General features: G+C 61.6%; 20 protein-coding genes. 8 read left to right on the top strand and 12 right to left on the bottom strand.

Features of this window, described 5'->3' with window-relative positions; genetic code table 11:
- The 9 genes from ACEN83_RS16505 to ACEN83_RS16465 form a co-directional block, all read right to left on the bottom strand.
- Positions 1-993, bottom strand: a complete 993-nt coding sequence (locus ACEN83_RS16505) for a vWA domain-containing protein (RefSeq protein WP_495577749.1) — start codon at positions 991-993, stop codon at positions 1-3.
- Positions 980-1,552 carry a DUF4381 domain-containing protein gene (locus ACEN83_RS16500; RefSeq protein WP_495577748.1) on the bottom strand — a complete coding sequence of 191 codons (573 nt, stop codon included), beginning with the start codon at positions 1,550-1,552 and terminating at the stop codon, positions 980-982. The genes ACEN83_RS16505 and ACEN83_RS16500 overlap by 14 nt, the downstream gene beginning before the upstream one ends.
- Entirely contained in the window at positions 1,549-2,493 is a 945-nt protein-coding gene (locus tag ACEN83_RS16495) for a DUF58 domain-containing protein (protein ID WP_495577747.1), read from the bottom strand. The genes ACEN83_RS16500 and ACEN83_RS16495 overlap by 4 nt, the downstream gene beginning before the upstream one ends.
- On the bottom strand, positions 2,493-3,473 hold the full coding sequence (locus ACEN83_RS16490; RefSeq protein WP_007979878.1) for an AAA family ATPase: 981 nt from the start codon (positions 3,471-3,473) through the stop codon (positions 2,493-2,495). Before ACEN83_RS16490 ends, ACEN83_RS16495 begins: the two co-directional genes overlap by 1 nt.
- Positions 3,474-3,487: 14 nt before the next feature.
- Complete coding sequence (locus ACEN83_RS16485) at positions 3,488-4,531, bottom strand: hypothetical protein (protein ID WP_218484386.1); 1,044 nt, start codon at positions 4,529-4,531, stop codon at positions 3,488-3,490.
- A gap of 13 nt (positions 4,532-4,544) precedes the next feature.
- Positions 4,545-5,492, bottom strand: coding sequence for a SphA family protein (locus ACEN83_RS16480; protein ID WP_495577746.1), 948 nt, complete (start codon positions 5,490-5,492; stop codon positions 4,545-4,547).
- 12 nt (positions 5,493-5,504) lie between these two features.
- Positions 5,505-6,920, bottom strand: a complete 1,416-nt coding sequence (locus tag ACEN83_RS16475; RefSeq protein WP_495577745.1) for a DUF1254 domain-containing protein — start codon at positions 6,918-6,920, stop codon at positions 5,505-5,507.
- 10 nt (positions 6,921-6,930) lie between these two features.
- The gene (locus tag ACEN83_RS16470) at positions 6,931-7,722 is read right to left on the bottom strand and encodes a hypothetical protein (RefSeq protein ID WP_495577744.1); all 792 of its coding nucleotides are present in this window, start codon (positions 7,720-7,722) and stop codon (positions 6,931-6,933) included.
- 293 nt (positions 7,723-8,015) lie between these two features.
- Positions 8,016-8,441 (bottom strand): YciI family protein, encoded by a 426-nt coding sequence (locus tag ACEN83_RS16465; RefSeq protein ID WP_218474195.1) that lies wholly within the window; start codon positions 8,439-8,441, stop codon positions 8,016-8,018.
- 419 nt (positions 8,442-8,860) lie between these two features.
- Between ACEN83_RS16465 and tpx the strand changes: the two genes are divergently transcribed.
- From tpx to ACEN83_RS16430, 7 genes are all read left to right on the top strand, one after another.
- The gene (tpx, locus tag ACEN83_RS16460; RefSeq protein WP_007974363.1) at positions 8,861-9,361 is read left to right on the top strand and encodes a thiol peroxidase; all 501 of its coding nucleotides are present in this window, start codon (positions 8,861-8,863) and stop codon (positions 9,359-9,361) included.
- A 177-nt stretch (positions 9,362-9,538) separates the two neighbouring features.
- Entirely contained in the window at positions 9,539-10,855 is a 1,317-nt protein-coding gene (locus ACEN83_RS16455; protein WP_495577743.1) for an MdtA/MuxA family multidrug efflux RND transporter periplasmic adaptor subunit, read from the top strand.
- Complete coding sequence (locus ACEN83_RS16450; RefSeq protein WP_495577742.1) at positions 10,852-13,947, top strand: MdtB/MuxB family multidrug efflux RND transporter permease subunit; 3,096 nt, start codon at positions 10,852-10,854, stop codon at positions 13,945-13,947. Before ACEN83_RS16455 ends, ACEN83_RS16450 begins: the two co-directional genes overlap by 4 nt.
- Before the next feature lie 100 nt (positions 13,948-14,047).
- The gene (locus tag ACEN83_RS16445) at positions 14,048-17,155 is read left to right on the top strand and encodes an efflux RND transporter permease subunit (RefSeq protein WP_495577741.1); all 3,108 of its coding nucleotides are present in this window, start codon (positions 14,048-14,050) and stop codon (positions 17,153-17,155) included.
- Complete coding sequence (locus ACEN83_RS16440; protein ID WP_495577740.1) at positions 17,152-18,633, top strand: efflux transporter outer membrane subunit; 1,482 nt, start codon at positions 17,152-17,154, stop codon at positions 18,631-18,633. The genes ACEN83_RS16445 and ACEN83_RS16440 overlap by 4 nt, the downstream gene beginning before the upstream one ends.
- Positions 18,634-18,983: 350 nt before the next feature.
- Positions 18,984-21,065 (top strand): putative bifunctional diguanylate cyclase/phosphodiesterase, encoded by a 2,082-nt coding sequence (locus ACEN83_RS16435; protein ID WP_495577739.1) that lies wholly within the window; start codon positions 18,984-18,986, stop codon positions 21,063-21,065.
- 178 nt (positions 21,066-21,243) lie between these two features.
- Positions 21,244-21,990: an SDR family oxidoreductase gene (locus tag ACEN83_RS16430; protein WP_007974372.1), complete on the top strand. Its 747-nt coding sequence runs from the start codon at positions 21,244-21,246 to the stop codon at positions 21,988-21,990.
- 149 nt (positions 21,991-22,139) lie between these two features.
- Here ACEN83_RS16430 and mapR read toward each other — a convergent pair whose 3' ends face one another.
- The 3 genes from mapR to ACEN83_RS16415 form a co-directional block, all read right to left on the bottom strand.
- Entirely contained in the window at positions 22,140-23,549 is a 1,410-nt protein-coding gene (gene mapR / locus ACEN83_RS16425) for a GntR family transcriptional regulator MpaR (protein WP_495577738.1), read from the bottom strand.
- Positions 23,550-23,746: 197 nt separating this feature from the next.
- Entirely contained in the window at positions 23,747-25,159 is a 1,413-nt protein-coding gene (gene ccoG, locus ACEN83_RS16420; RefSeq protein WP_495577737.1) for a cytochrome c oxidase accessory protein CcoG, read from the bottom strand.
- 195 nt (positions 25,160-25,354) lie between these two features.
- Positions 25,355-25,588 carry a DUF3203 family protein gene (locus ACEN83_RS16415; protein WP_015095303.1) on the bottom strand — a complete coding sequence of 78 codons (234 nt, stop codon included), beginning with the start codon at positions 25,586-25,588 and terminating at the stop codon, positions 25,355-25,357.
- Between the two features lie 120 nt (positions 25,589-25,708).
- Between ACEN83_RS16415 and ACEN83_RS16410 the strand changes: the two genes are divergently transcribed.
- Positions 25,709-26,209 (top strand): MgtC/SapB family protein, encoded by a 501-nt coding sequence (locus tag ACEN83_RS16410; RefSeq protein ID WP_116579311.1) that lies wholly within the window; start codon positions 25,709-25,711, stop codon positions 26,207-26,209.

Here is a 26,209-nt window from a genome sequence, read left to right as displayed (position 1 = left end):
TCAGGTCTCCTGCCGTTGACGGGCGAGCATCAGCCGTGGAAGCAGCAGGGCGCCCAGGTGATACATCGCCAGCAGAGCAATGGCTGCGCCCAGCGGCCACCAGAACAGATCGCGTTTGGGCTGGTGGCTGAGGGTTTTCACCTGATGCGGGGTGAGTTTGTCGAGGGTGCTGTAGACCTGATCCAGGGCGGTGCGGTCTTCGGCGCGGAAGAAGCGTCCGCCGGTGGCCTGGGCAATGTCCTGCAAACCTTGCAGGTTGACCTTGGCTTCGCCTTCGGCGTTCGGGTCGCCGATGCCGATGGTGTGAATCACCACCCCTTTGGCGGCAGCCATGGCGGCCGCGTGATCCGGGGTGATGGCGCTGCTGGTGTCGTTGCCGTCGGTGAGCAGGATCAGCACTTTTTCCTGCTCGTGGGCCTGCTCCAGCAGTTTCAGGCTCAGGCCGATGGCGTCGCCGATGGCGGTGTTGGGGCCGGCCATGCCGATGCCGGTGTCGTCCAGCAGCAGTGACAGGCTGGTGTGATCGAGGGTCAAGGGGGCCTGCGGATAGGCGCCGGTGCCGAACACGATCAGTCCGATTCGATCGTCCTTGCGCTTGTCGATGAACCCGTGCACCACGTCCTTGACCGCGGCCAGGCGGTTGATTTTCTGGCCGTTGGCGTCGGTGAAGTCGGTGGTTTCCATCGACTGGGAAATGTCGATGGCCAGCATCAGGTCACGCACCGGCTGCTGGCGTTCGATGGGCTTTTCCACCCATACCGGCCGGCTCGCCGCCACCAGCAACAGTGTCCAGACCAGCAGGTTCAGCAGCAGCTGCCAGCCGTTGCTGCGGGTACCGGCCTGGCTGGGTGCCTGGCCGACAGCACGGCTCATGGCGCCGAAAAACGGTACGCGCACGGCACTGCGCGCCTCACGGTAATCGGGCAGGTAGCGATAACCCAACCATGGCAAGGGCAGCAGGATCAGCAACCAGGGGTAATCAAGCTGCCACATGATGACGCTCCACCCAGGTTTTGCAGGTATTGAATAGTTGCTGTCGCTGTTCGCTGGGCATGGCCCGCAAGGAGGCGTCCGGCGCATAGGCAAGCCGCGCCAGTTGCTGGCTGAAATCGGCCGGTAAGGGCTGTTTACTGTGCCGTTGCAAAAACGCCTGCCATTCCTCTTTCCCCAGCGCCGCAACCGTCCCCCTGTAGGAGCTGCCGAAGGCTGCGATCTTTTGATCTTCAGCGGTAAAAGATCGCAGCCTTCGGCAGCTCCTACAGGAGGCACGGGGGGCGGGCATGGAGAGGGCCACGCGTTTGAGCAGCTCCGGAAGTTCGCGCAATGCATTCAGGTCATTGCTGCGTTGCTGCAACTCCGCCAGCCGTGCCAGCGCCTCGCGCCGATAGCGATCGCGCCGCCATTGCCAGTAACGTCGGGCACTGACCAACAACAGGCTGAGCACCAACAATGTCAGCAATGCCCACCAACCCCAGGTCTGCGGCGCATAACTGACCGGCGCCGGCAAGGCCATTTCCTTGAGTTGGTCGATGCTCGGGATAGCGGGGTTCATCGGCGTCTCTCGGCGAGCTTGCCCAGTTCGGCGCGCAGTTGTTCGTGGGCTTCGGTGGCGGTGCTGAACATCATCAACGGTACCTGGCTGCGGCGCAGCAAGGTCGCGACGTCCTTGAGCCGACCGCTGAGAAAATCCCCCAAGGGCTGATGCACCTGTTGCCGATCCACCGCCAATTCCACCTGCAATTGCCCCTGGGTGATCAGCACGCGGCCGTTTTTCGGCAGGTTCAGCGCCAGCGGGTCATAGACCTGCATGGCGATCACGTCGTTATGGGCCGCCAGTTGCCGCATGAGCTGCAAGGTGCGTTCGCCGGCCCCGGCAAAATCACTGACGATGCAGATCAGGTGATCGTGACCGGCCACGGCCAGGCAATGCTGCAAGACCTTGTCGAGCTGGTCTGCGCCCTCGGCATCCGGGTTGCCCGCATTGAGTGCCTGGTTTTGTTGGGCAATGCGACTGCACAGCGCCTCGACGCGTTTGCGGCTGCGCAGTGGGGCGATGCTGTCGATACGTTGATCGTTGAATACCAGCCCACCAACGCGGTCGCCGGCGTTGAACACCATCCACGCCGCCAGGGCGCCGAGTTCGGCGGCGACCGCGGATTTGAAGCTGCGTTGCGAACCAAAAAACATCGACATGCGCTGGTCGACGAGGATCAGCGCCGGGCGGTCGCGCTCTTCGGTGAATGTGCGTACCACCGGTTTGCCGGTGCGCAGCGAGGCGCGCCAGTCGAGATGACGCAAATCGTCCCCCGGCTGATAACGGCGCAGCTCATCGAAGTTCAGGCCGCGGCCACGCAAGCGTGACGCGTGATTGCCCGCGAGGATGCTGCCTTGAGGTTGGCGAGCGACAAAACTCAGGTCACGGGCCTTGAACTCCAGGGCCATCAACTGCGCCAGAGAGACATACACCAGGCCGTCGACGCTGTTCATGGGCATCAGGCCGGGATCGCGACTTTATCGAGCAGACGGTCGAGCACCTGGTCGGCGCTTACGCCATCGGCCACCGCGTCGTAGCTCAGTTGCAGGCGATGGCGCAGTACCGGGTGGACCACGGCGCGGACGTTGTCCGGAGACACGAAATCCTGGCCCTGCAACCAGGCGTCGGCCCGGGCACAACGGTCCAGGCCGATACCGCCGCGAGGGCTGGCGCCGATGCTGATCCAGCGCCCGAGATCGGCGTCGTAGTCGGCCGGATGGCGCGTGGCGTTGATCAGGTCGATCAGGTAGCGGTCGATGGCCGGGGACACGTGCACCGCACTGACTTCCCGGCGCGCGGCAAAGATCACGTCCTGGGCCAGGGCGAACCCCTGCACCGCAGCCGTTTTGGCGCCGAGCGCCTGTTCTTCTTCGCGCAGCAGGCGCAGGACCTGGCTTTCGTTTTCCGCGCTCGGGTAATCGAGCAGCACTTTCATCAGGAAGCGGTCCATCTGCGCTTCCGGCAGCGGGTACGTGCCTTCCTGTTCGATCGGGTTCTGGGTCGCCACCACGATGAACAGTTCCGGCAGGGCATGGCTGTTGCCGGCCACGGTGATCTGGCGTTCTTCCATGGCTTCGAGCAACGCCGCCTGGACCTTGGCCGGCGCACGGTTGATTTCGTCGGCCAGGATCAGGTTGCCGAACAGCGGGCCTGGCTGGAAGCGGATTTCGTTCCTGCCTTCGACCTGATGCAGCACCTCGGCGCCGGTGATGTCCGACGGCAGCAAGTCCGGGGTGAACTGGATGCGACTCATCTTCGCGTCCAGGTGTTTGGCCAATGCTTTCACCGTGCGGGTCTTGGCCAGGCCGGGCAGGCTTTCCAGCAGCAGGTGACCGTTGGCCAGCAGGCCCACAAGGATTTGTCGAATGACCTGGTCCTGGCCGAGCACCGCTTCGGCGATGCTGGCTTGCAGGGCGTTGAGGTCGTTGAGTGCGGTCATGAACGGTTCCTCGCTCAAAGCATGAAGGTCGGAATGACCGGAATGAATGACAGTCGGAAATTCCAGCGACTGCTGATGAGGTCGTCGGGGTGAATCGCCGAATACTGGATCTCCCCGGAAATACGCACCGGCAGCTTGCCGAAGTTGAATATCCGCCCGGCGCCGAGGCCGACAGGGAAGGTCACTTTGTTGCCGCCTTCGGCTTTCCAGTTCACGGTGACGTTGGGCGTCATGCCGATCCGCCATTGCTCGGGGCCAGGAATGGCGCGCTGGATGAAATACTGAATGTTGGTCAGGCTCACATCCTTGCGCTGGCTGTCGCCACCGACCGACCACCAGTGTTGCGGGAACAGGCCCAGGGTCCAGTCTTCGCCCAGGTACGCGGCGACGAACGCTGGGCCCAGGGAATATTTGCCGGTGCCCAGGACGTCTTTTTCCGCAGTGGGAAACATCGCGGTCGGGCCGAACCCCCAGACCATCTTGCCGCCCCCGGCGAAGCGCACCGGCTCCTTGGGCGAGAACACACCGACATAGGCCAGATCGCCAAAACCGCTGGTGCGGTCGAACGGGTCTTGCACGACCGAGGCAAAGTCGCCACGGTCGCTGAGGATATCGCTGGGGCCCATGCCGATCAGATTGCCCGCCTTGTGATTGACTGGCGCACTGACGTAGCTGACGGGCAGGCGGTTGATCAGGTTCCAGTCTTCGCTGATGGAAATCGGGAAGGTCGGCATGAAGCTGTACTTGCCCAGCATGCGTGTGCCGTTGCTGTGCGGACCTTTGAGTGCGGTGTAGTCGAACTGATTGAACAGCAACACCAGATTGCCCACCGGGTTATCCATCAACTTGGCGATTTGCTCGGTCGACGGGTCGCAGCCGGCCGCCACGACTTTTTTCAGGTCGATGTCGAAGTCCTGTTGCAGCCGGTGACAAGTCTCGGGGTCACCTTTGGCGGCGGCCTGCGCCGGCGCGTCAGTCAGCGTGGGCAATTCACCGCTGGCGCAGGCGAAGCCGCTGAACAGGACACTGCAAAAGGTCAAACGAGTACTGATGGCCATCCCAGGCTACCTCTTAGAAAAATGCCAGGGTCAGGTTGACGCTGATGCCATTGCCTTCGGGCCGGTTCTTGGTGTCGAACTCCGGCACCCAGCGGGCACTGATGTTGGCCTGGGCGTCGGCGAACTTGCCGCTCCAGCCTACCGTCGGGCCCGCGCCCACCGAGCGTCCGCGAAAACCGCTGGTTGCGCCGGATCCGGAGTCATCGGTGACCTGCTGGATATAGCCTGCCACCACGCCGGCGTTCCAGCCGTTGCCGAAGCCGTGGGTCCACAGGGCGTCGAGGGTGAAAATGTTGCCGTTGCGATAATCGGTGGCGTCGTTCTCGGTGTAGAACTCCAGGCCGCTCGACAGGGTGAACTCGCCGCCCTTGCCGTCCAGGTGAGTGAACGCCACGGTCGGCATGAAGGTGTAAGTGTTCTGCCCGGGGTTGGCCAGGCGATCGTCGTTGTAGGCGCCGGTCGGCACGTAGATCGGCAGCGAGAACGCAATGTGGTTGAGCTCGTCGAAGTGATAGCCGGCGGCGATCGGCGTCACCAGCATGTCGGCGAACTGGGTGCCGGTGTCCTCGGAGCCCAGGGTCCTGCCGCGAGGGCCGGTGACGCTCGCGGTAATGTCGGTGTACTGCACCGGTACACCGATGGCCGAGGCGTAGTTCCAGGGACCCTTGCCCGTGTCCCAGACGCGAGTGAAGTTGGCCATGGTGTAAGACACTTTCATGTCCAGCCCGGTACTCAGGGCGCCCACGATCGGCACCTGAGCGTTGCCCTTGAGGTCGCCGTCGTACCAGATGCTGGTCAGGGACATGACCCAACCCGGCTCCGGGGGCACGATCCCGGCATCGGAAAACACTTGTTGGCCGGTGATCGGGCGACCGACACCGCCTTCGGCCGCCAGGGCCCATTGACTGACGCTGACCATGCACAGCGCCAACAAGGGGCGCACTACGAAAGGCCTGATCATGAACGACTCCGCTTATTGTTGTGGGGTGGCTGGCGTCAACAGCGGCAGTTTCCACTGGCCGTTGTTGACTTCAGGTTTGGGCAGGTACAGGCGCAGCACGCCGTAGAACGGACCATTCGGTGCCGGCAGCCAGTTGCTTTGCAATGCTTTGGCCGGTGCCTTGTGCTGCACGTAAAGGGTCAGGCCGCCATCGGCATCGAGCTTGAGATCGGGCAACATCCGCGAATTGATCAAGTAGCGATTGAGCGGGTTGGCCACCAGCAATTTGTTTTTGCCGTCATACATGGTCAGCGACCAGAACGCATCGACCGGGGGCAGGGCGTCCTTGTCAAAATGCAGGGTGTAGTCGGTTTTCGACGCGTCGACCGGTTTTCCGTCCTTGTCGATGAAATAGCCGAAGTAGTTCGCCTCTTCGGCAGAGTTGCCGAAAATCCCCATGTTGGCGCCTGCATAGCGGTACAGGTAGTTGCCCTTGAGGTGGTCGCGACTGCCGAACAGGTCACCGCTGCTGATCTCATGGGTGTCGACTTTGGTTTTCTTGAATTCGGCGAACTCGGCCCTGGCGTCACTGATGCCGTCTTCCAGTGCCTTGCGTTGTTCGGCGCTGAGATCAGTGAGCTTGAAGGGTTTGCCGGCCCCGACGCCGATTTTTGCGAAGCGTGCCAGCAGGTCTTTTTCCAAGTCCTGGGCCGGGGTGAATGCCAGCATGAAATTCAGGTAGCGAAACAGGTCCGGGGTCTCGCTCATGGTCGGCGTCGGTGTCGGCCAGTCGATTTTCGGCGCGGCAGCCGGGGCCTTCTGTTTGACGTAGTGACTCAGGGGTTCGACCTTGTAGCCTTTCTGGATCTGCTTGACCTTGGCCAGGTCTTTCTCATCGAACAATTGCGTGCGGTACAGCGCGTAAGCGATGTTGCTTTCACTGCGGACCATGCGGTCGATGTCGACCGGTTGCTGACCCTGCCAGTTCGGGCCGGCAATCATGTAGTGACCCCCGTTGTTGCCCGTGCTGCGAGTGCCCAGATAGCCAAAGTTCTGGGTGTAGGCGTCGATCAGTTGCACCGAGTAGTAACGGTGTTCTTCGATGGGCGGCAGGGTCAGCACCAACGGCTCGGTGCGCAAATCCATCCAGACAAAGGAGTAGGGCGTGTCGGAATTCGGGGTGACGAACGCCGTGTCCTTCGCGGTAAACGCCTTGGCGGTATTGCCGATCTGATTGAACGGTGCCTTGAAATTCGGGCTCTTCCTGTCCACGGCCTGGGTGTAGAGGGTCTTGTACATCTCCACCACCGGGAAACCGTACAGATAGGCCTCCTTGGCAATTGCCCGGGCTTCGTCCGGGGTGGCGGTGAAGTCGACACTGGCCCCTGCACCACAACTGACGAACATTGTCATCAGGCTGAAACCGGCTGCGCGAAGTGCACCGTGCATACAAAAGTCCTTATTTACCGAACGTGACATTGATCCCGGCGAACACTGTGAATTGCGGCAAGCCATCGCCTTTTCGGTCAACGGTCCACTGTGGCTCGATAAAGGCATTGAGGATATTGGACCCGGACTTCCAGGCTTTGCCGCCACCCAAACCGAGTGGGATGTAGTGAGTGTCGTTCTTCAGGTCGAACGTCCAGATGCCGGTGGAGCGCAGGTACCAGCCTTTTTCCAGGTTGTGGATGATGAACGGCTGGAAAGTGGCGGACTCGACATGGGGGCGGTCGTGATCACCGGCGAACGAGCTCTGGTACTGCACCAGTGCGCCAAGGAGCCCGCGCGGCGAGGAGTCGATGGCGATGGCGGACAGTCCGGCCTGCCATTTGCCGGTTCCCAACTCATCCTGCTCAGCGGTCGGCGCAGTGATTTGCGGGCCGACGCCCAACTGCACGCCTTCGGTCTTGAGCAGGAAGATATCGAACAGGTTCAGGTCACCGATGCCGGTGCTGTAGCCGTTGTGGGGATCCGGGCGGGTGCTGACGGGAAGGGTGACGCGCAACAGTTGCGGGACGCCAATGAAATCATTCGGCGCCATGGGCAAAGCACCACGCAATAGCGCGTCATTGGTATGAGCGTTGGTGTCGAACAACCTGGGGGTGTAGTAGTCCTGAAGGTTGACGCCGGGCGCCAGGTTCAGCGGGTTGTTGCTTTTGTTGGCCGTCTCGGCGTTATCGGCGTGAGCACAAAAAACAGGCGCGAGCGAAGTCACCCAGACGAAGGCGTACTTCCCCAATTTCTTTGACATTAATCCCCCGGCTCCCTGGTGGCTGATTGGGCAGACGGTCCTTAAGTTTGGCCGTAACTGCGTAATCCCTTTCCGATCAAGCCTGTAGGACTTATCGGATGAAGTTAGCAGTTAACCACGGGTTGGCCAGTCCTGTGGATTAATTCTTTCGTTTTGTGTGTGGATTCTCGTTATTTTCGTGTACTAAAAAGTTAATACGGATCAAAGGCTTGCCCAAGCAACTTGAGTGGCTATCTAGTTCAATGTGGGAGCGGGCTTGCTCCCACAGGAAACAGAGGAAAAGGTCGAATCCGTCAGTTCTTCTTCGCCTGCTCCCAAACCCGCTGTTCCTGCTCGCGCAGTTCCGGCGTGAACTCGGCGCCAAAGTCTTCGGCTTCAAACACCTGGCGAATCTCGATCTCGGCCTCGGTGCCCGGCATCGGGTTCGGGCAGCGCTTGACCCATTCGATGGCTTCTTCCCTGGACTTCACTTTCCACAACCAGAAACCGGCAATCAGTTCCTTGGTTTCGATGAAGGGGCCGTCGATCACCGTGCGTTTTTCACCTGAAAACTTTACACGAGCGCCTTTGCTGCTCGGGTGCAGGCCTTCGCCCGCGAGCATGATGCCGGCCTTGACCAGTTCTTCGTTGTAGTTGCCCATGGCGGTCAGCAGTTCCTGGCTGGGCATGACGCCGGCTTCGGAATCCTGGCTGGCCTTGATGATGATCATGAATCGCATGGTGTCGTCTCCGTTGCAGTTGAGTGATTCGATTTATAGTCGATTGACCGGGACGCAATTCGACAGGCCCGTAACGAAATTTGTCATCGGGTTGCCTCGGCTGCCTTTCGTCATGAACACCGGGTGGCTGTGGGTGAAGGGGTTACGCTGGATTACGATCACTCACGTAACACGCGAACCCTGTGGGAGCGGGCTTGCTCCGGGCGGCGCTCCGACGATAGCGATGGGACAGTCGGCATGTATGTTGGAGCTGCTGCCGTCATCGCGGGCAAGCCCGCTCCCACAGGGTTATGGTTTGTATCCAGTTTTGTGCCCTGTTACATGACAATTTATGTTTGGCCATAGGTCGCAGGACAATTTCGTGGTTAACTTCGGCCTCGTCAAAATTCTCCACCACAACGTTCAGAAGGACTCCGTTCATGGCTCAAGTCACTCTTAAAGGCAACCCGGTTCAAGTCAACGGCCAACTGCCTCAAGCCGGTTCCAAGGCGCCAGCCTTTTCCCTGGTTGCCGGCAATCTGTCCGACGTCACCCTCAAGGACTTTGCCGGCAAGCGCAAAGTGCTGAACATCTTCCCAAGCGTTGACACCCCGACCTGCGCCACCTCGGTACGCAAGTTCAATGCCCAGGCCAGCGACGTGGCCAACACCGTTGTGCTGTGCATCTCCGCTGACCTGCCGTTCGCCCAGGCCCGCTTCTGCGGCGCCGAAGGCCTGGAAAACGTACAGAACCTGTCGACCCTGCGCGGCGCAGAGTTCATCCAGAACTACGGCGTGGCCATCGCCGACGGCCCGCTCAAGGGCCTGACCGCTCGTGCCGTGGTGGTTCTGGACGAGAACGACAACGTGCTGCACAGCGAACTGGTTGGCGAAATCGCTGACGAGCCGAACTACGAAGCGGCACTTGCTGTTCTGAAATAAGCCCGGGTTTACAATGTTTAACGGCCTGGCCCTGTCCAGGCCGTTTTCATTTGTGCTTCAGTGTCTTACACAAAACTCCTGTTACGTAAGCCGAAAGTAAATTGCCGGTAAAGGCGCTTTGCTTAAAACCCGCCAGTGCTTATCGTTCAGCCTCATGTAAAAAAGCCCACGCGCCCAATGGTTGATCACTCAATGCAATCCTCCGCTTCCCGTAGTCCCCGTCGCTGGCTGTTCGGCCTGCTTGTCCTGTTGGTCATCGCCGCCCTGTGCTGGAAATTCTGGCCGGGCAGTGCTGCACCCAAGGAGGCGGCGGGGCAGAAAGCCGTTGCCGGGCATACAGGTCGGTCGGGGGGCATGCGTCCGGGATTCGGCGGAGCGTCAGGGCCGGTGCCGGTGCGGGTGGCTCCGGCCGTCACTGGTGACTTCCCGCTGTATTTCAAGGCGCTGGGCACGGTCACGGCACTGAACACCATCAACGTGCGCAGCCGCGTCGGCGGTGAGCTGGTCAAGATCTATTTCGAAGAAGGGCAGATGGTCAAGGCCGGCGACTTGCTGGCCGAAATCGACCCGCGCCCTTACCAGAACGCCTTGCTTCAGGCCGAAGGCACTTTGCTGCAGAATCAGGCGCAACTGAAAAACGCCCAGGTCGATGTCGAGCGCTATCGCGGCCTGTACCGCGAAGACAGTATTGCCAAGCAGACCCTGGACACCGCCGAAGCGCTGGTCGGTCAGTTCCAGGGCACGGTCAAGACCAATCACGCAGCGGTCAACGATGCCAGGCTCAACCTTGAATTTACCCGGATCCGCGCACCCATCACCGGTCGCGTGGGCCTTCGTCAACTGGACGTCGGCAACCTGGTGGCGGCCAACGACACCACCGCCCTGGCGATCATCACCCAGACCCAACCGATCAGCGTGGCCTTCACCCTCCCGGAAAACAGCCTCGACACCGTACTCGCCCGTTATCGCAGCGGTGCCCAATTGCCGGCTGAAGCCTGGGATCGCGGCGATACCAAGTTGCAGGCCACTGGGGTATTGCAGAGCCTCGACAACCAGATCGACGTCACCACCGGCACTCTGAAATTCAAGGCTCGCTACGAGAACCGCGATCAGTCGCTGTTCCCCAACCAGTTCGTCAATGTGCGCCTGCTGGCCGACACCCTCAAAAACGTGGTGCTCGCACCGTCCGCCGCGATCCAGTTCGGCACCAACGGCACGTTCGCCTATGTCCTGGACGGTGACAAGAAAGTCAAGATCCGTCAGTTGAAAGTCGGCGCCAGTGACGGCCTGAACACCGTGGTCACCGAAGGCCTGTCCGCGGGCGAGCGGGTCGTACTGGAAGGCACTGACCGCCTGAAGGACGGCAGCGACGTGGAGGTGGTCAACGACAGCCAGGACGTGCCGACCACGCCAACCGAACACCTGCAAGGCAAGTCGGCGCTCAACGCGGCTGAGCCCGCGACCACCGACAAGGCGAAAAAGGGCGGCGCATGAATCTCTCGCGACTGTTCATCCTTCGCCCGGTAGCCACCACGCTGAGCATGCTGGCGATTATCCTGGCCGGCGTGATTGCCTATCGGCTGCTGCCAGTGTCGGCATTGCCCCAGGTCGATTACCCGACCATTCGCGTCATGACCCTGTACCCCGGCGCCAGCCCGGATGTCATGACCAGCGCGGTGACCGCGCCGCTTGAGCGGCAGTTCGGGCAAATGCCCGGCCTGACACAAATGGCCTCCACCAGTTCCGGCGGCGCGTCGGTACTGACGTTGCGGTTCAGCCTCGACATCAACATGGACGTGGCCGAGCAACAGGTGCAGGCGGCGATCAACGCCGCCACCAACCTGCTGCCCAAGGACCTGCCGGCACCGCCGGTATACAACAAGGTCAACCCGGCCGACACGCCGGTGCTGACCCTGGCCATCACCTCCAAAACCATGCTGCTGCCCAAACTCAACGATCTGGTCGATACGCGCATGGCGCAGAAAATCGCCCAGATCAGCGGCGTCGGCATGGTCAGCATCGCCGGTGGTCAACGCCAGGCCGTGCGGATCAAGGTCAACCCTGAGGCCCTGGCCGCCAACGGCTTGAACCTGTCGGACGTGCGCACTCTGATTGGTGCCTCCAACGTCAACCAGCCCAAGGGTAACTTCGACGGCCCGACCCGGGTCTCGATGCTCGATGCCAACGATCAACTGACCTCGCCCAAGGACTACGCCAACCTGATCCTGGCCTATGCCAACGGCGCGCCGTTGCGGCTCAAGGACGTCGCTGAAATCGTCGACGGCGCCGAGAACGAACGCCTCGCGGCATGGGCCAACGAAAACCAGGCCGTGCTGCTCAACATCCAGCGTCAGCCGGGTGCCAACGTGATCGAGGTGGTGGACCGGATCAAGGCCTTGCTGCCGAGCATCACCGACAACCTGCCGGCCGGCCTCGACGTGGTGGTGCTGACCGATCGCACCCAGACCATCCGCGCCTCGGTCAAGGACGTGCAGCACGAATTGCTGATCGCCATCGCCCTGGTGGTCATGGTCACCTTCCTGTTCCTGCGTCGCGCCAGCGCCACGATCATTCCTTCGGTGGCCGTGCCGCTGTCGCTGATCGGCACGTTCGGCGTGATGTACCTGGCCGGGTTCTCGGTCAACAACCTGACGCTGATGGCCCTGACCATCGCCACCGGTTTCGTGGTGGACGATGCGATCGTCATGCTGGAGAACATTGCGCGCTTCATCGAGGAGGGCGACAGCCCGCTGAACGCGGCGCTCAAGGGCGCCAAGCAGATCGGTTTCACCCTGATTTCCCTGACGTTGTCGCTGATTGCCGTGCTGATCCCGCTGCTGTTCATGGCGGACGTGGTCGGGCGCTTGTTCCGCGAGTTCGCCATCACGCTGGCGGTGGCGATCCTGATTTCCCTGGTGGTTTCCCTGACGCTGACGCCGATGATGTGCGCGCGGCTGCTCAAGCGCGAACCCAAGGAAGCCGAGCAGGGGCGTTTCTATCGCGCCAGCGGTGCGTTCATCGACTGGATGATCGCCGCTTACGGTCGCAAGTTGCAGTGGGTGCTCAAGCACCAGCCACTGACCTTGATGGTGGCCATTGGCACTCTGGCGCTCACGGTATTCCTGTACATGGTGGTGCCCAAGGGCTTCTTCCCGGTGCAGGACACCGGGGTTATCCAGGGCATTTCCGAAGCGCCGCAATCGATTTCCTTCGCCGCCATGAGCGAGCGTCAGCAGGAGCTGGCCAAGGTGATTCTGGCCGACCCGGCGGTCGAGAGCCTGTCCTCTTACATCGGCGTGGACGGCGACAACTCGACCCTCAACAGCGGCCGTTTGCTGATCAACCTCAAGTCGCACCACGACCGTGACCTGAGTGCAACGCAAGTGATTGCCCGCCTGCAACCGGAGCTGGACAAGCTGGTCGGCATCCGCCTGTTCATGCAGCCGGTGCAGGACCTGACCATCGAGGACCGGGTCAGCCGCACGCAGTACCAGTTCAGCATGTCGTCACCGGACTCGGAGCTGCTGAGCCTGTGGAGCGGGCGCCTGGTGGAAGCCTTGGCCGACCGCCCGGAGCTGACCGACGTGGCCAGCGATCTGCAGGACAAGGGCTTGCAGGTCTATCTGGTGATCGACCGCGATGCGGCGTCGCGGGTCGGGGTGTCGGTGTCGAACATCACCGATGCGCTGTACGACGCCTTCGGCCAGCGGCAGATTTCCACGATCTACACCCAGGCGAGCCAGTACCGCGTGGTCCTGCAATCGCAGTCCGGCGAGAAGATCGGCCCGGATGCGTTGAACCAGATTCACGTCAAGACCACCGATGGCGGTCAGGTACGCCTGTCCAGCCTGGCGCATATCGAGGAACGTCAGGCGCAACTGGCGATCACCCACATTGACCAGTTCCCGGCGGTGATGATGTCCTTCAACCTGGCGCCCGGCGTGGCGCTGGGGCATGCGGTCGAGATCATCGAGCAGGTGCAGAAGGACATCGGCATGCCGATTGGCGTGCAGACCCAGTTCCAGGGCGCGGCAGAGGCGTTCCAGGCTTCGTTGTCGAGCACCTTGCTGCTGATCCTGGCGGCGGTGGTGACCATGTACATCGTGCTGGGCGTGCTCTACGAGAGCTACATCCACCCGATCACCATTCTCTCGACCTTGCCGTCGGCGGCGGTGGGCGCCTTGCTGGCGTTGATCCTCAGCGGCAACGACCTGGGCATGATCGCGATCATCGGCATCATTCTGCTGATCGGCATCGTCAAGAAGAACGCGATCATGATGATCGACTTCGCTCTCGACGCCGAGCGCAACCAGGGCATGGACCCGCAAACGGCGATCTATCAGGCCGCCTTGCTGCGTTTCCGGCCGATCCTGATGACCACCCTGGCCGCGCTGTTCGGTGCCGTGCCGTTGATGCTGGCCACCGGTTCCGGCGCAGAGCTGCGCCAGCCGCTGGGCCTGGTGATGGTCGGCGGCCTGTTGCTGAGCCAGGTGTTGACTCTGTTCACTACGCCTGTGATTTACCTGTATTTCGATCGGTTGGGACGCCGCTTTGGAAAGTCTGACTCGAAAGAGGTGGTGGTATGACGGCGAGCTACAAGCTGCAAGCTTCAAGCCGCAAGTTAAAGCCTGCGCGATCCCTGCTTTTTTCTTGCAGCTTGCAGCTTGCCGCTAGTGGTTACCACCTATGAATCTCTCGGGTCCATTCATCAAACGCCCCGTGGCAACCATGCTGCTTTCATTGGCCATCATGCTGCTGGGTGGCGTGAGCTTCGGTTTGCTGCCCGTGTCGCCGCTGCCGCAAATGGACTTTCCGGTGATCGTGGTCCAGGCCAGCCTGCCCGGCGCCAGCCCCGAAGTCATGGCGTCGACCGTGGCCACGCCACTGGAGCGCTCCTTCGGCGCCATCGCCGGGGTCAACACCATGAGCAGCCGCTCCAGCCAGGGATCGACCCGGGTGATCCTGCAATTCGACCTCGACCGCGACATCAATGGTGCGGCGCGGGAGGTGCAGGCGGCCATCAACGCTTCGCGCAACTTGCTGCCCAGCGGGATGCGCAGCATGCCGACCTACAAGAAGGTCAACCCGTCCCAGGCGCCGATCATGGTGCTGTCGCTGACGTCCGAAGTGCTGGAAAAAGGCCAGCTCTATGACCTGGCCTCGACGATCCTGTCCCAGAGCCTGTCCCAGGTGCAGGGCGTCGGCGAGGTGCAGATCGGCGGCAGTTCGCTGCCGGCGGTGCGGATCGAACTCGAACCGCAGGCGCTGAACCAGTACGGCGTTGCCCTGGACGATGTGCGCAACACCATCGCCAATGCCAACGTACGCCGGCCCAAGGGTTCGGTGGAAGACGATCAGCGGCTGTGGCAGGTCCAGGCCAACGACCAGTTGGAAAAAGCAAAGGACTACGAGTCGCTGATCATCCACTACAACGGCGGCGCGGCCTTGCGCCTCAAGGACGTGGCCAAGGTCAGCGACGGCGTCGAAGACCGCTACAACAGCGGTTTCTTCAACGACGACGCGGCGGTGCTGCTGGTGATCAACCGGCAGGCCGGCGCCAACATCATCGAGACGGTCAACGAGATCAAGGCCCAGTTGCCGGCGTTGCAGGCGGTGTTGCCGGCCAGCGTCAAGCTGAACCTGGCCATGGACCGTTCCCCGGTGATCAAGGCCACGCTGCATGAAGCGGAAATGACCTTGCTCATTGCCGTGGCGCTGGTGATCCTGGTGGTGTTCCTGTTCCTTGGTAACTTCCGCGCCTCGCTGATCCCGACCCTGGCGGTGCCGGTGTCGCTGGTCGGTACCTTTGCCGTGATGTACCTCTACGGTTTTTCGCTGAACAACCTGTCACTGATGGCGCTGATCCTGGCCACCGGGCTGGTGGTGGACGATGCCATCGTAGTGCTGGAGAACATTTCCCGGCACATCGACGAAGGCGTGCGGCCGATGAAGGCGGCCTACCTCGGCGCCCAGGAAGTCGGTTTTACCCTGCTGTCGATGAACGTGTCGCTGGTGGCGGTGTTCCTGTCGATCCTGTTCATGGGCGGGATCATTGAAAGCCTGTTCCGCGAGTTTTCAATCACCCTGGCAGCGGCCATCGTGGTGTCGCTGCTGGTGTCCTTGACCCTGACCCCGATGCTCTGCGCCCGCTGGCTCAAGCCGCACACGCCGGGGCAGGAGAACCGCCTGCAACGCTGGAGCCGGCGGGCCAACGACTGGATGGTTGGCAAGTACGCCACCAGCCTCGACTGGGTGCTGCGCCACAAACGCCTGACGTTGCTCAGTCTGTTCGTGACAATCGGCGTTAATATTGCGCTGTATGTCGTTGTTCCTAAGACATTTCTACCTCAGCAGGATACCGGCCAACTGATCGGTTTCGTGCGCGGCGACGACGGTCTGTCGTTCAGCGTGATGCAGCCGAAGATGGAGATTTTCCGTCGGGCTGTATTGAAGGATGAGGCGGTAGAAAGCGTCGCCGGCTTCATAGGCGGCAGTAACGGCACCAACAACGCCTTCATGCTGGTACGCCTGAAACCGATCAAGGAACGCAACATTTCCGCGCAGAAAGTCATCGAACGCCTGCGCAAGGAAATGCCCAAAGTACCCGGCGCACAGCTGATGCTCATGGCGGACCAGGACCTGCAGTTCGGTGGCGGCCGTGAGCAGACCACCTCGCAATACTCCTACATCCTGCAAAGCGGGGATCTCGGGGCGTTGCGCGAGTGGTATCCGAAAGTCGTCAGCGCGCTCAAGGCCTTGCCGGAACTGACGGCCATCGATGCGCGGGAAGGCCGGGGCGCCCGGCAAGTGACCCTGATCGTCGACCGCGACCAGGCCAAGCGCCTGGGTGTCGACATGGACATGGTCACGGCGGTGCTGAACAACGCCTACAGCCAGCGGCAGATTTCGACCATCTACGACAGCCTCAACCAGTATCAGGTGGTGATGGAGGTCAACCCGAAATACGCCCAGGACCCGGTCACCCTCAAGCAGGTCCAGGTGATCACTGCCGATGGCGCGCGGATTCCGCTGTCGACCTTCGCCCATTACGAAAACAGCCTGGAAAACGACCGGGTCAGTCACGAAGGCCAGTTCGCCTCGGAAAGCATCGCCTTCGACATGGCTGAAGGCGTGACCGTGGAGCAGGGCGGTGCCGCCATCGAGCGGGCGATTGCCAAGGTCGGGCTGCCGGAAGAGGTGATTGCGAAAATGGCCGGCACAGCCGACGCGTTCGCGGCGACCCAAAAAAGCCAGCCGTGGATGATTCTGGGGGCGCTGGTGGCGGTGTATCTGGTGCTGGGTGTGCTGTACGAAAGCTACATTCATCCGCTGACCATCCTGTCCACCCTGCCGTCGGCCGGGGTCGGCGCGTTGCTGTCGATCTATGCGCTGGGCGGCGAGTTCAGCCTGATTTCGTTGCTGGGGCTGTTTCTGCTGATCGGCGTGGTCAAGAAAAACGCGATTCTGATGATCGACCTGGCGTTGCAGCTGGAGCGGCATCAGGGCATGGCACCGCTGGAATCGATTCGCAGTGCCTGCCTGCAACGTTTGCGACCGATCCTGATGACCACCCTGGCGGCGATCCTCGGTGCCTTGCCATTGTTGCTGAGCCGCGCCGAAGGGGCGGAAATGCGCCAGCCGCTGGGCCTGACCATCATCGGCGGGCTGATCTTCAGCCAGGTGCTGACGCTTTACACCACGCCGGTGGTTTACCTCTATCTCGACAAACTGCGCCATCGCTTCAACAAATGGCGTGGGGTGCGTACCGATGCTGCTCTGGAAACTCCGCTATGACTGAACGTTCGCTTTTCAACCTGGCTGCACCGCTGATCACGGCTCGAGGCTCGCGTCTGCTGAGCCTGTCACTGTGCGTGGCGATGCTCAGTGCCTGCGCCGTCGGCCCGGATTACCAGCGCCCGCAAACCGCGGAACCTGCGCAGTACAAGGCCGCAGAAGGCTGGCGCCAGGCCAACCCGAGCGATGCCCTGGCGCGCGGCGCATGGTGGGAGCTGTACGGCGATCAACAGCTCAATGGCCTGATCGAGAAGCTCAACAGCGCCAACCAGACCGTCGCCCAGTCCGAAGCCCAGTACCGCCAGGCCCAGGCCTTGGTGCGCAGCGCACGCGGGGCGTTTTTCCCGACGGTCGACCTGAACGTCAGCAAGAACCGTTCAAGCCAGGGCACCGGCAGCAGCAACTCCAGCCTGAGCAGTTCGTCCAGCGGTATTCGCGACACCTATTCGGCCCAGGCGGGCGTCAGTTGGGAAGCGGATGTGTGGGGCAAGCTGCGCCGTGGCCTCGAAGCCGACACCGCGAATGCCCAGGCAAGCTTTGCCGATCTGGCGGCCATGCGCCTGAGTCAACAGTCGGAGCTGGTGCAGAATTATCTGCAATTGCGCGTGATCGATGGGCAGAAGCGTCTGCTGCAGGACACGGTCGAGGCTTATCAGCGCTCCCTGAAGATGACCGAGAACCAGTACCGCGCCGGCGTATCGGGCAAGGACGCCGTGGCCCAGGCCCAGACCCAGCTCAAGAGCACTGAAGCGGACATGATCGACCTGATCTGGCAACGCGCGCAGTTCGAGAACGCCATCGCCGTGCTGATCGGCCTGCCGCCGGCGGAGTTCAGCCTGGCGGAAAGCCAGGACATTCCGCAGTTGCCGCAAGTGCCGGTGGCCCTGCCTTCGCAGTTGCTGGAGCGTCGCCCGGACATCGCATCCGCCGAACGCTCGGTGATGGCCGCCAACGCCAACATCGGCGTGGCCAAGGCGGCCTATTACCCGGACCTGACCCTGAGCTTGAACGGTGGTTACAGCAGCAGTACCTCGAAAGACTTGTTCAGCCTGCCGAACCGCTTCTGGTCCGTCGGGCCGCAATTGGCCATGACCCTGTTCGACGGCGGCCAGCGCTCGGCGGAAGTCGACCGCAGTGAAGCGGCCTATGACGAAACAGTGGCCAAGTACCGCCAGACCGTGCTGGACGGGTTCCGCGAAGTGGAAAACTTCCTGGTGCAGCTCAAGGTGCTGCAGGACGAAGCCGTCGTGCGCCAACAGGCGCTGGACGCCGCCCGTGAATCGTTGCGCCTGACCCAGAACCAGTACAAGGCCGGCTTGATCGCATACATCGATGTGGTGGTGACCCAGGCGGCGGCGCTGAACAATGAGCGCAGCAACCTGGACCTGTTGCAAAGCCGCCTGATCGCCAGCGTGCAGTTGATTGCCGCGCTGGGCGGTGGCTGGGACGGGCAGCTTGAGGTGAGTGAGAGCCAATAACCCGGATCAGAGCAACCTGTGGCGAGGGGGCTTGCCCCCGTTGGGTCGCGAAGCGACCCTGAATTCAGCCGCCCACACTCCAACAGAACGGTCATGGTCTCGCTCTTTTGCGAGCGCTTCGCACTCGAACGGGGGCAAGCCCCCTCGCCACAATGTCTGCCACAAAGGCTTTGGCTCGGTATTTTCGAGCGATGAACCCGTTAATGTAAAACCTTAAAACAAGCGTTTCATCGGACTGATGGCCCTTTGCTCATTTTGTGAGTGCGTTCTCATTCGGAATCAGTACAATCGCCGCATTTTCCCCCGGCGAGAATCAATACCATTAACGGGGGCATTCGCGAGAAGTCCCCATGCTCATCGGTAGCTATTCCCCCACCCTGGTTATCATTTCGCTCTGTGTAGCGATTCTCGCTTCCTATACCGCACTCGACCTGACCGGACGCATTGCCACTGCCAAAGGTCGTGCCGTGCATTTGTGGACCGCGGGCGGGGCCATTGCCATGGGCATCGGCATCTGGTCGATGCACTTTATCGGCATGCTCGCGTTCAAACTGCCGATCGATCTGGGCTATGACGGCGCAATCACCCTGTTGTCGCTGTTGATCGGCGTGCTCTCCAGCGGTTTTGCGCTGTGGTTGGTCAACCAGCCAAAACTGCCGGCCTGGCAACTGGCCTTTGGCGCGCTGGTCATGGGCGCCGGCATCAGCGCGATGCACTACACCGGCATGGCCGCCATGCGCATGCAACCGGGCATCGACTATGACCCAACGCTGTTCGGCGCTTCGCTGATGATCGCTGTCGCTGCCTCGGGTGCGGCATTGTGGATCGCGTTCCATTTACGCCAACACACGCCTTATGTCCGCCTGATCCGTGGCGGTGCCGCCGTGATCATGGGTATCGCCATCGTCGGCATGCACTACACCGGGATGGCCGCTGCACGCTTTGCCGATGGCAGCTTTTGCGGGGCGGCGGTCAACGGCCTGAATGGTAAGGGCCTGGACAACCTGGTGCTGATCACCACGTTGGCGGTGCTGTGCATTGCCTTGCTGACCTCGATCCTCGATGCACGCCTGGAGGCCCGCACCGCGAGCCTGGCCCAGTCGCTGACCGAAGCCAACCGTGAACTGACCCAACTGGCCCTGCATGACACTCTCACAGGGTTGCCGAACCGGACGTTGCTCGCCGACCGCATCGATCAGGCCATGTCGCGGGTTCGTGAACAGGGCGGTTGCTTTGCCCTGATGTTCATCGACCTGGACGGCTTCAAGCCCGTCAACGATGCCTTCGGCCACCACATGGGCGACTTGCTGTTGCGCGAAGTGGCCCTGCGCCTGCGCGAAGACTTGCGCAGCCAGGACACCCTGGCGCGGATCGGCGGCGATGAGTTCGTGTTGCTGGTGCAATTGAGCGAACAGAACGATGCCTTGAACCTCGCGGCCCGCCAGGTCGGGTTGATCGCGCAGGCGTTCCGGGTTGCCGAACATGATTTGCACATTTCCGCCAGTGTCGGCATCGCGCTCTATCCGGGTAACGGGCAGTCCGCCCACGAATTGCTGATGAACGCCGACGCGGCGATGTACCACGCCAAGGGCGCGGGTAAAAACGGCTACAGCTTTTTCGACGCCTCGATGAACACCAACGCGCGCAAGCAACTGCAATTGCTGCAGGATTTGCGCAATGCTGTGGAACATCAGGAATTCAGCCTGCATTACCAGCCCAAGTTCGATGCCGCCAATGGCCGGCCAGTGGGCGCCGAGGCCCTGTTGCGCTGGGAGCATCCGACGCAAGGATTGCTGTTGCCGGACAAATTCATCGAACTGGCGGAAAAAACCGGGCTGATCATTCCGATCGGCGAGTGGGTGCTCAACGAAGCGTGCCGCCAGATGCGCGAGTGGTACGTGCTGGGCTACACCGATTGGCGCATCGCCGTGAACCTGTCGGCCATCCAGTTTTGCCATGCAGGACTGGTCCAGAGCGTCGCCAAGGCACTGGCGACTCACCATCTGCCGGCCAACAGCCTGACCCTGGAAATCACTGAAACCACCGCCATGAGCGATGCCGACGCGAGCATGACGGTGCTTCAGGAGCTCTCGGAAATGGGTGTCGACCTGTCCATCGACGATTTCGGCACCGGTTATTCGAGTTTGATGTACCTCAAGCGCCTGCCGGCCAACGAACTGAAGATCGACCGCGGTTTTGTCCGTGACCTGGAGCGCGACAGCGATGACGCAGCCATCGTTTCGGCCATCGTGGCGCTCGGCCAGGCGCTGGGGTTGCGCATCGTTGCCGAAGGTGTGGAGACGGACTCGCAGCAGGACTTCCTGACGCAACTGGGCTGCGACTCGTTGCAGGGTTACCTGCTGGGGCATCCGTTGCCGGCCGCAGGTTTCATGATGGAAATCCATCGCTCGGAGCGATTGGCGCTGGCTTGATAGTCCGTGTCATCGTTCATCGCGGGCAAGCCACGCTCCCACAGAATATGCAGAACCTGTGGGAGCGTGGCTTTCCCGCGATGGCGTCTGTGCAAACGCCACCGAAGCCATGCAAAAACCGCCAATGGCGGTTATTCTTGCCCCCGACCGCTTAAGCTTTGATTGGGGGAAGGCTCGCATGGACAAAGTCATCGTCATCACCGGCGGCAGCCGCGGCATTGGTGCCGCCACCGCACTGTTGGCCGCCGCGCAGGGCTATCGGATCTGCATCAACTACCAGGCGGACGAAAAGGCTGCACTGGGCGTGCTGGAGCAAGTCCGCGCCCTCGGTGCGCAAGCCATTGCAGTACGGGCCGACGTCAGCATCGAAGACGAAGTCATCGCGCTGTTCCATCGGGTCGACAATGAACTGGGCCGGGTTACCGCGCTGGTGAACAACGCCGGCACCGTGGGGCAAAAGTCCCGGGTCGACGAAATGTCCGAGTTCCGCATCCTCAAGATCATGAAAACCAACGTCCTGGCGCCGATCCTCTGCGCCAAGCACGCGATCCTGCGCATGTCGCCCAAGCACGGCGGGCAGGGTGGCAGCATCGTCAACGTGTCCTCGGTGGCTGCACGCTTGGGCGCGCCCAACGAATACGTTGATTACGCGGCGTCAAAAGGTGCGCTCGACACCTTCACCATCGGCCTGTCCAAGGAAGTGGCAGGTGAGGGGATCCGTGTCAACGCGGTGCGCCCGGGCTACATCTACACCGATTTCCATGCCTTGAGCGGCGATCCCGACCGGGTCAGCAAGCTGGAATCGGCAATTCCCATGGCCCGCGGCGGGCGGCCGGATGAAGTGGCGGAGGCGATTGTCTGGTTGTTGTCGGACAAGGCGTCTTATGCGACGGGGACTTTCGTCGATCTCGGCGGTGGGCGTTGATCTGAGGTTCGCGTTGTCAGTGCTGGCCTTTTCGCGGGCAAGCCCGCTCCCACAGGGTTATCTGGTGTACGCAAAGTGTGTGAACACCCGAGATTTCTTGTGGGAGCGAGCCTGCTCGCGAAGGCGATAGTACGGGCAACATCCAGCCATCAAAACGACCGCACAATCCGCCCCAACGTCTCCATCGCCTTCTCCGAGACCTCATCCCACGGGCTCCCATAATTCAACCGAATACAATTCCTGAACCTTTGCGTCGGCGAAAAAATCGGCCCCGGTGCAATGCTGATCCCCTGAGCCAGCGCCATCTGAAACAACTTCAACGAATCCATCTGCTCCGGCAATTCCAGCCACAAAAAGTACCCGCCCGCCGGTTGGCTGACCCGGGTCTGCGCCGGGAAATAGCGGGCGATGGCGGCAAGCATGGCGGCTTGCTGGTCTTCCAGCGCATGACGCAATTTACGCAGGTGGCGGTCGTAGCCGCCGTGTTGCAGGTAGTCGGCGATCGCTGCCTGCGCAGGCATGGACGCGCACAGCGAGGTCATGAGTTTCAGGCGTTCGATTTTCTGCGCGTAGCGCCCGGCGGCGACCCAGCCGATGCGGTAACCGGGGGCCAGGCTCTTGGCGAACGAGCCGCAATGCATCACCAGGCCTTCGGTATCGAAGGCCTTGGCCGGTTTCGGGGCTTGTTGACCGTAATACAGTTCGGCGTAGACATCGTCTTCGATCAGCGGCACCTGGTGCCGGCGCAGCAGTTCCACGAGCTGCTGTTTCTTGGCCTCGGGCACGGTGGCGCCCATGGGGTTCTGGAAGCTGGTCATGCACCAGCAGGCCTTGATCGGATGGCGTTCCAGGGTTTGCTCGAGCACGCCGAGGTCGATGCCGTCGCGCGGGTGCACGGGGATTTCCACGGCTTTGAGTTTCAGGCGTTCGAGCACTTGCAGGCAGGCGTAGAACGCCGGAGCTTCGATGGCCACCAGGTCGCCAGGCTGCGTCACCGCTTGCAGGCACAGGTTGAGTGCTTCCAGGGCGCCGTTGGTGATCAGCAGTTCTTCCATGGGCAGCATCAGTCCGCCGACCATGTAGCGCAGGGCGATTTGCCGGCGCAGCTGCGGGTTGCCGGGCGACAGGTCGGTGACCACCATGCGCGGGTCCATCTCGCGGGTGGCGCTGGCCAGGGAGCGGGACAAGCGTTGCAGGGGGAACAGCGTCGGGCTGGGGAATGCCGAGCCGAAGGCCACGGTGTTCGGGTCCTTGATCGAGTCGAGTACCGAGAACACCAGTTCGCTGACGTCGACTTCCGTGGATTCGTTGACCTGGCTGCTGATCACCGGCTCGGAAAACGGTCGCGGCGCATGGGCATTGACGAAATAGCCGGAGCGCGGACGGGCGCGGATCAGTCCACGACGTTCCAGCAGGTAGTAGGCCTGGAACACTGTCGACGGGCTGACGCCGTAGGTCTGGCTGGCGTAGCGCACTGACGGCACACGCTGACCCGGTCCGAGAACGCCGGAGCGGATCAGTTCTGCGATATCGTCGGCGAATTTTTCGTAGCGTTTCATCGGTGTCCCGCAATGGAGTCGTTTCGATTAATTGTGGCGAGGGGATTGCCTGTGGCGAGGGGGCTTGCCCCCGTTGGACTGCGTAGCAGTCCCATTTTGGGGCCGCTACGCAGCCCAACGGGGGCAAGCCCCCTCGCCACAGAGGATTGCATTGCCAGAACAAGACTGCACTTCAACAAGGTCAACATCTTAAAGGCTCAGCGATTCATTGGCGCAACAAACCGGCTCTTCGCCACGCTGTAGACGCCAGGCTCATCGCTGTCGATTACCTTGAAACTGATGTTCTGCGAACTGCTGGCCGGGCGTTCCGTGAGCATCACCACCGACACCGGCACGTCGACAATCTCACCCGGCGCCAGGCTCAGCACGGTCTTGCCCTGCAACGCGAAATCATCGGCATCGACCAGGCTCAATTGATAGTCCTGACGCTGCTGGGTCTTGTTGATCACCTTCAGGCTGTAGATGTTTTCGATCTGGCCCCGGCTGTTTTCGCGGAACAGGCCCCGGTCCTTGCTGACGTCGAGCGAGACCATCGGCCGTTCCACCAATGCCACCACCAGGGCGGCGATCATCACCAGCAGCACGGCGGTGTAGCCGATCAGGCGCGGACGCAGCAGGTGCGTCTTGCCGCCTTGCAACTGATGCTCGGAGGTATAGCTGATCAGTCCCCGGGCGTAGCCCATTTTGTCCATGATCGAATCGCAGGCGTCGATGCACGCGGCGCAACCGATGCATTCCATCTGCAAGCCATCGCGGATGTCGATGCCGGTCGGGCAGACCTGTACGCAGAGCTGGCAATCGATGCAATCGCCCAAACCGAGCTCGGCGGGTTTGACCTCGCGCTTGCGCGGGCCACGGTTTTCGCCACGGGCCACGTCGTAGGAAATGGTCAGGGTGTCTTTGTCGAACATCACGCTCTGGAACCGCGCGTAGGGGCACATGTGCATGCACACCGCTTCACGCAGCCAGCCGGCATTGATGTAGGTGGCACCGGTGAAAAACAGCACCCAGAACAGGCTGACGCCGCTCATTTGCAACGTCAGCAGTTCTTCGGCCAGCGGCCGGATCGGGGTGAAGTAGCCGACGAAGGTCAGGCCGGTCAGCAGGCTGATGGCCAGCCACAAGGTGTGTTTGGCCGAGCGACGCATCAGCTTGTTGATGCCCCACGGCGCGGCTTGCAGCTTGATCCGTTGGTTGCGCTCGCCCTCGGTGATTTTCTCGCACCACATGAAGATCCAGGTCCACGAACTTTGCGGGCAGGTGTAGCCGCACCAGACCCGGCCGGCAAACACGGTGATCGCGAACAGGCCGAACGCGGCGATGATCAACAGCGCCGACAGCAGGATGAAGTCCTGCGGCCAGAACGTTGCGCCGAAGATATGGAATTTGCTTTCGGAAAGATCCCAGAGCACCGCCTGGCGGCCGCCCCAGTTCAACCACACGGTGCCGAAAAACAGCAAAAACAGAAAACCCGCGCCGCTGATGCGCAGGTTGCGGAACAGCCCGGTGAAGCTGCGGGTGTGGATCAGGTTGTCGCGGGTGAGGGCCTTCGTCTTTGGACGCGAAGGCTCGAATGTTTCTACGGTTCGGACGGGGATTCTTTCGCTCATGGTCTTTCGCTCATCAGCCTCCATCAGGCATGAGCACTATGAGCGGCGATCTGTTTGCATAACAGACTCAGGTATTGCATTAAAAAGCGGATCAGATGGCCGTGTTGGCCCGACCTGCGACAACTTGAAGCAGCCGTCGCACAAAGGTGCAAACGCCTGGGCGCAACAGCTGCGGCGGGTGTTGATCAGCGTCAGTCAAATCACCGAATCACTGTCGCTCGCTTTAAGGTGCCGGCGCCCATCCACCGCGCCTGCGACGGTCAAGGCGTCGGCTTCCGCTTCGGTGATGTAGATGCGCTGGCCTTCGATGTCCACCGCCGACATGGCTTTGCGCCCATCGGTGACGATGGTCACGTCGGGACACAGACGAATCTGTTCGCCATTTTCGGTGGTGAAAAAGCAGGTCTGGTTCTCGATGCGAACGGTCATGGCGGAATCCTTTTTCAGGGGTATCTGAAGTTTCAGGCCGCAACCGCCGGTCATCGTTCTGTGCGACCGATTAATGGTCGCTGCGGTCCATTCTCCATGGCTCCTCACAAGGACAACCCCATGAACGCCTGGTGGCACGAAGTCTGGGTGACCCTGCAAGCCGAGTTCGCCGACATCACCGATGCCTCGCAATTGACGCGGATGACCGTGCGTCTGTTGATGGCCGCCGTGCTGGGCGGGATTCTCGGGTTCGAACGCGAGCACCAGGGCAAGGCCGCCGGTGTGCGCACCCACATGCTGGTGGCGATGGGGGCGGCGCTGTTCGTGCTGGTGCCGCAGATGTCCGGCTCACAGGCCGATGCCATGAGTCGGGTCGTGCAGGGCGTGATTGCCGGGATCGGCTTTCTCGGGGCCGGCACCATCCTGAAAAACCACGAAGGCGACGAAAGCGACGTCAAGGGCCTGACCACCGCCGCCGGCCTGTGGATGACCGCGGCCATCGGCGTCGCCACCGGGCTGGGCCGGGAGGCGACGGCAGTGCTCAGCACGCTGTTGGCGTTGGGGGTGTTCAGTGTGATGCCGAGGATCGTGAAGCTGATTGACAAGGATCATCGGCCATAG

Source organism: Pseudomonas sp. Pseusp49, assembly GCF_059491875.1.
This window is presented reverse-complemented; position numbering and strand designations above follow the sequence as displayed.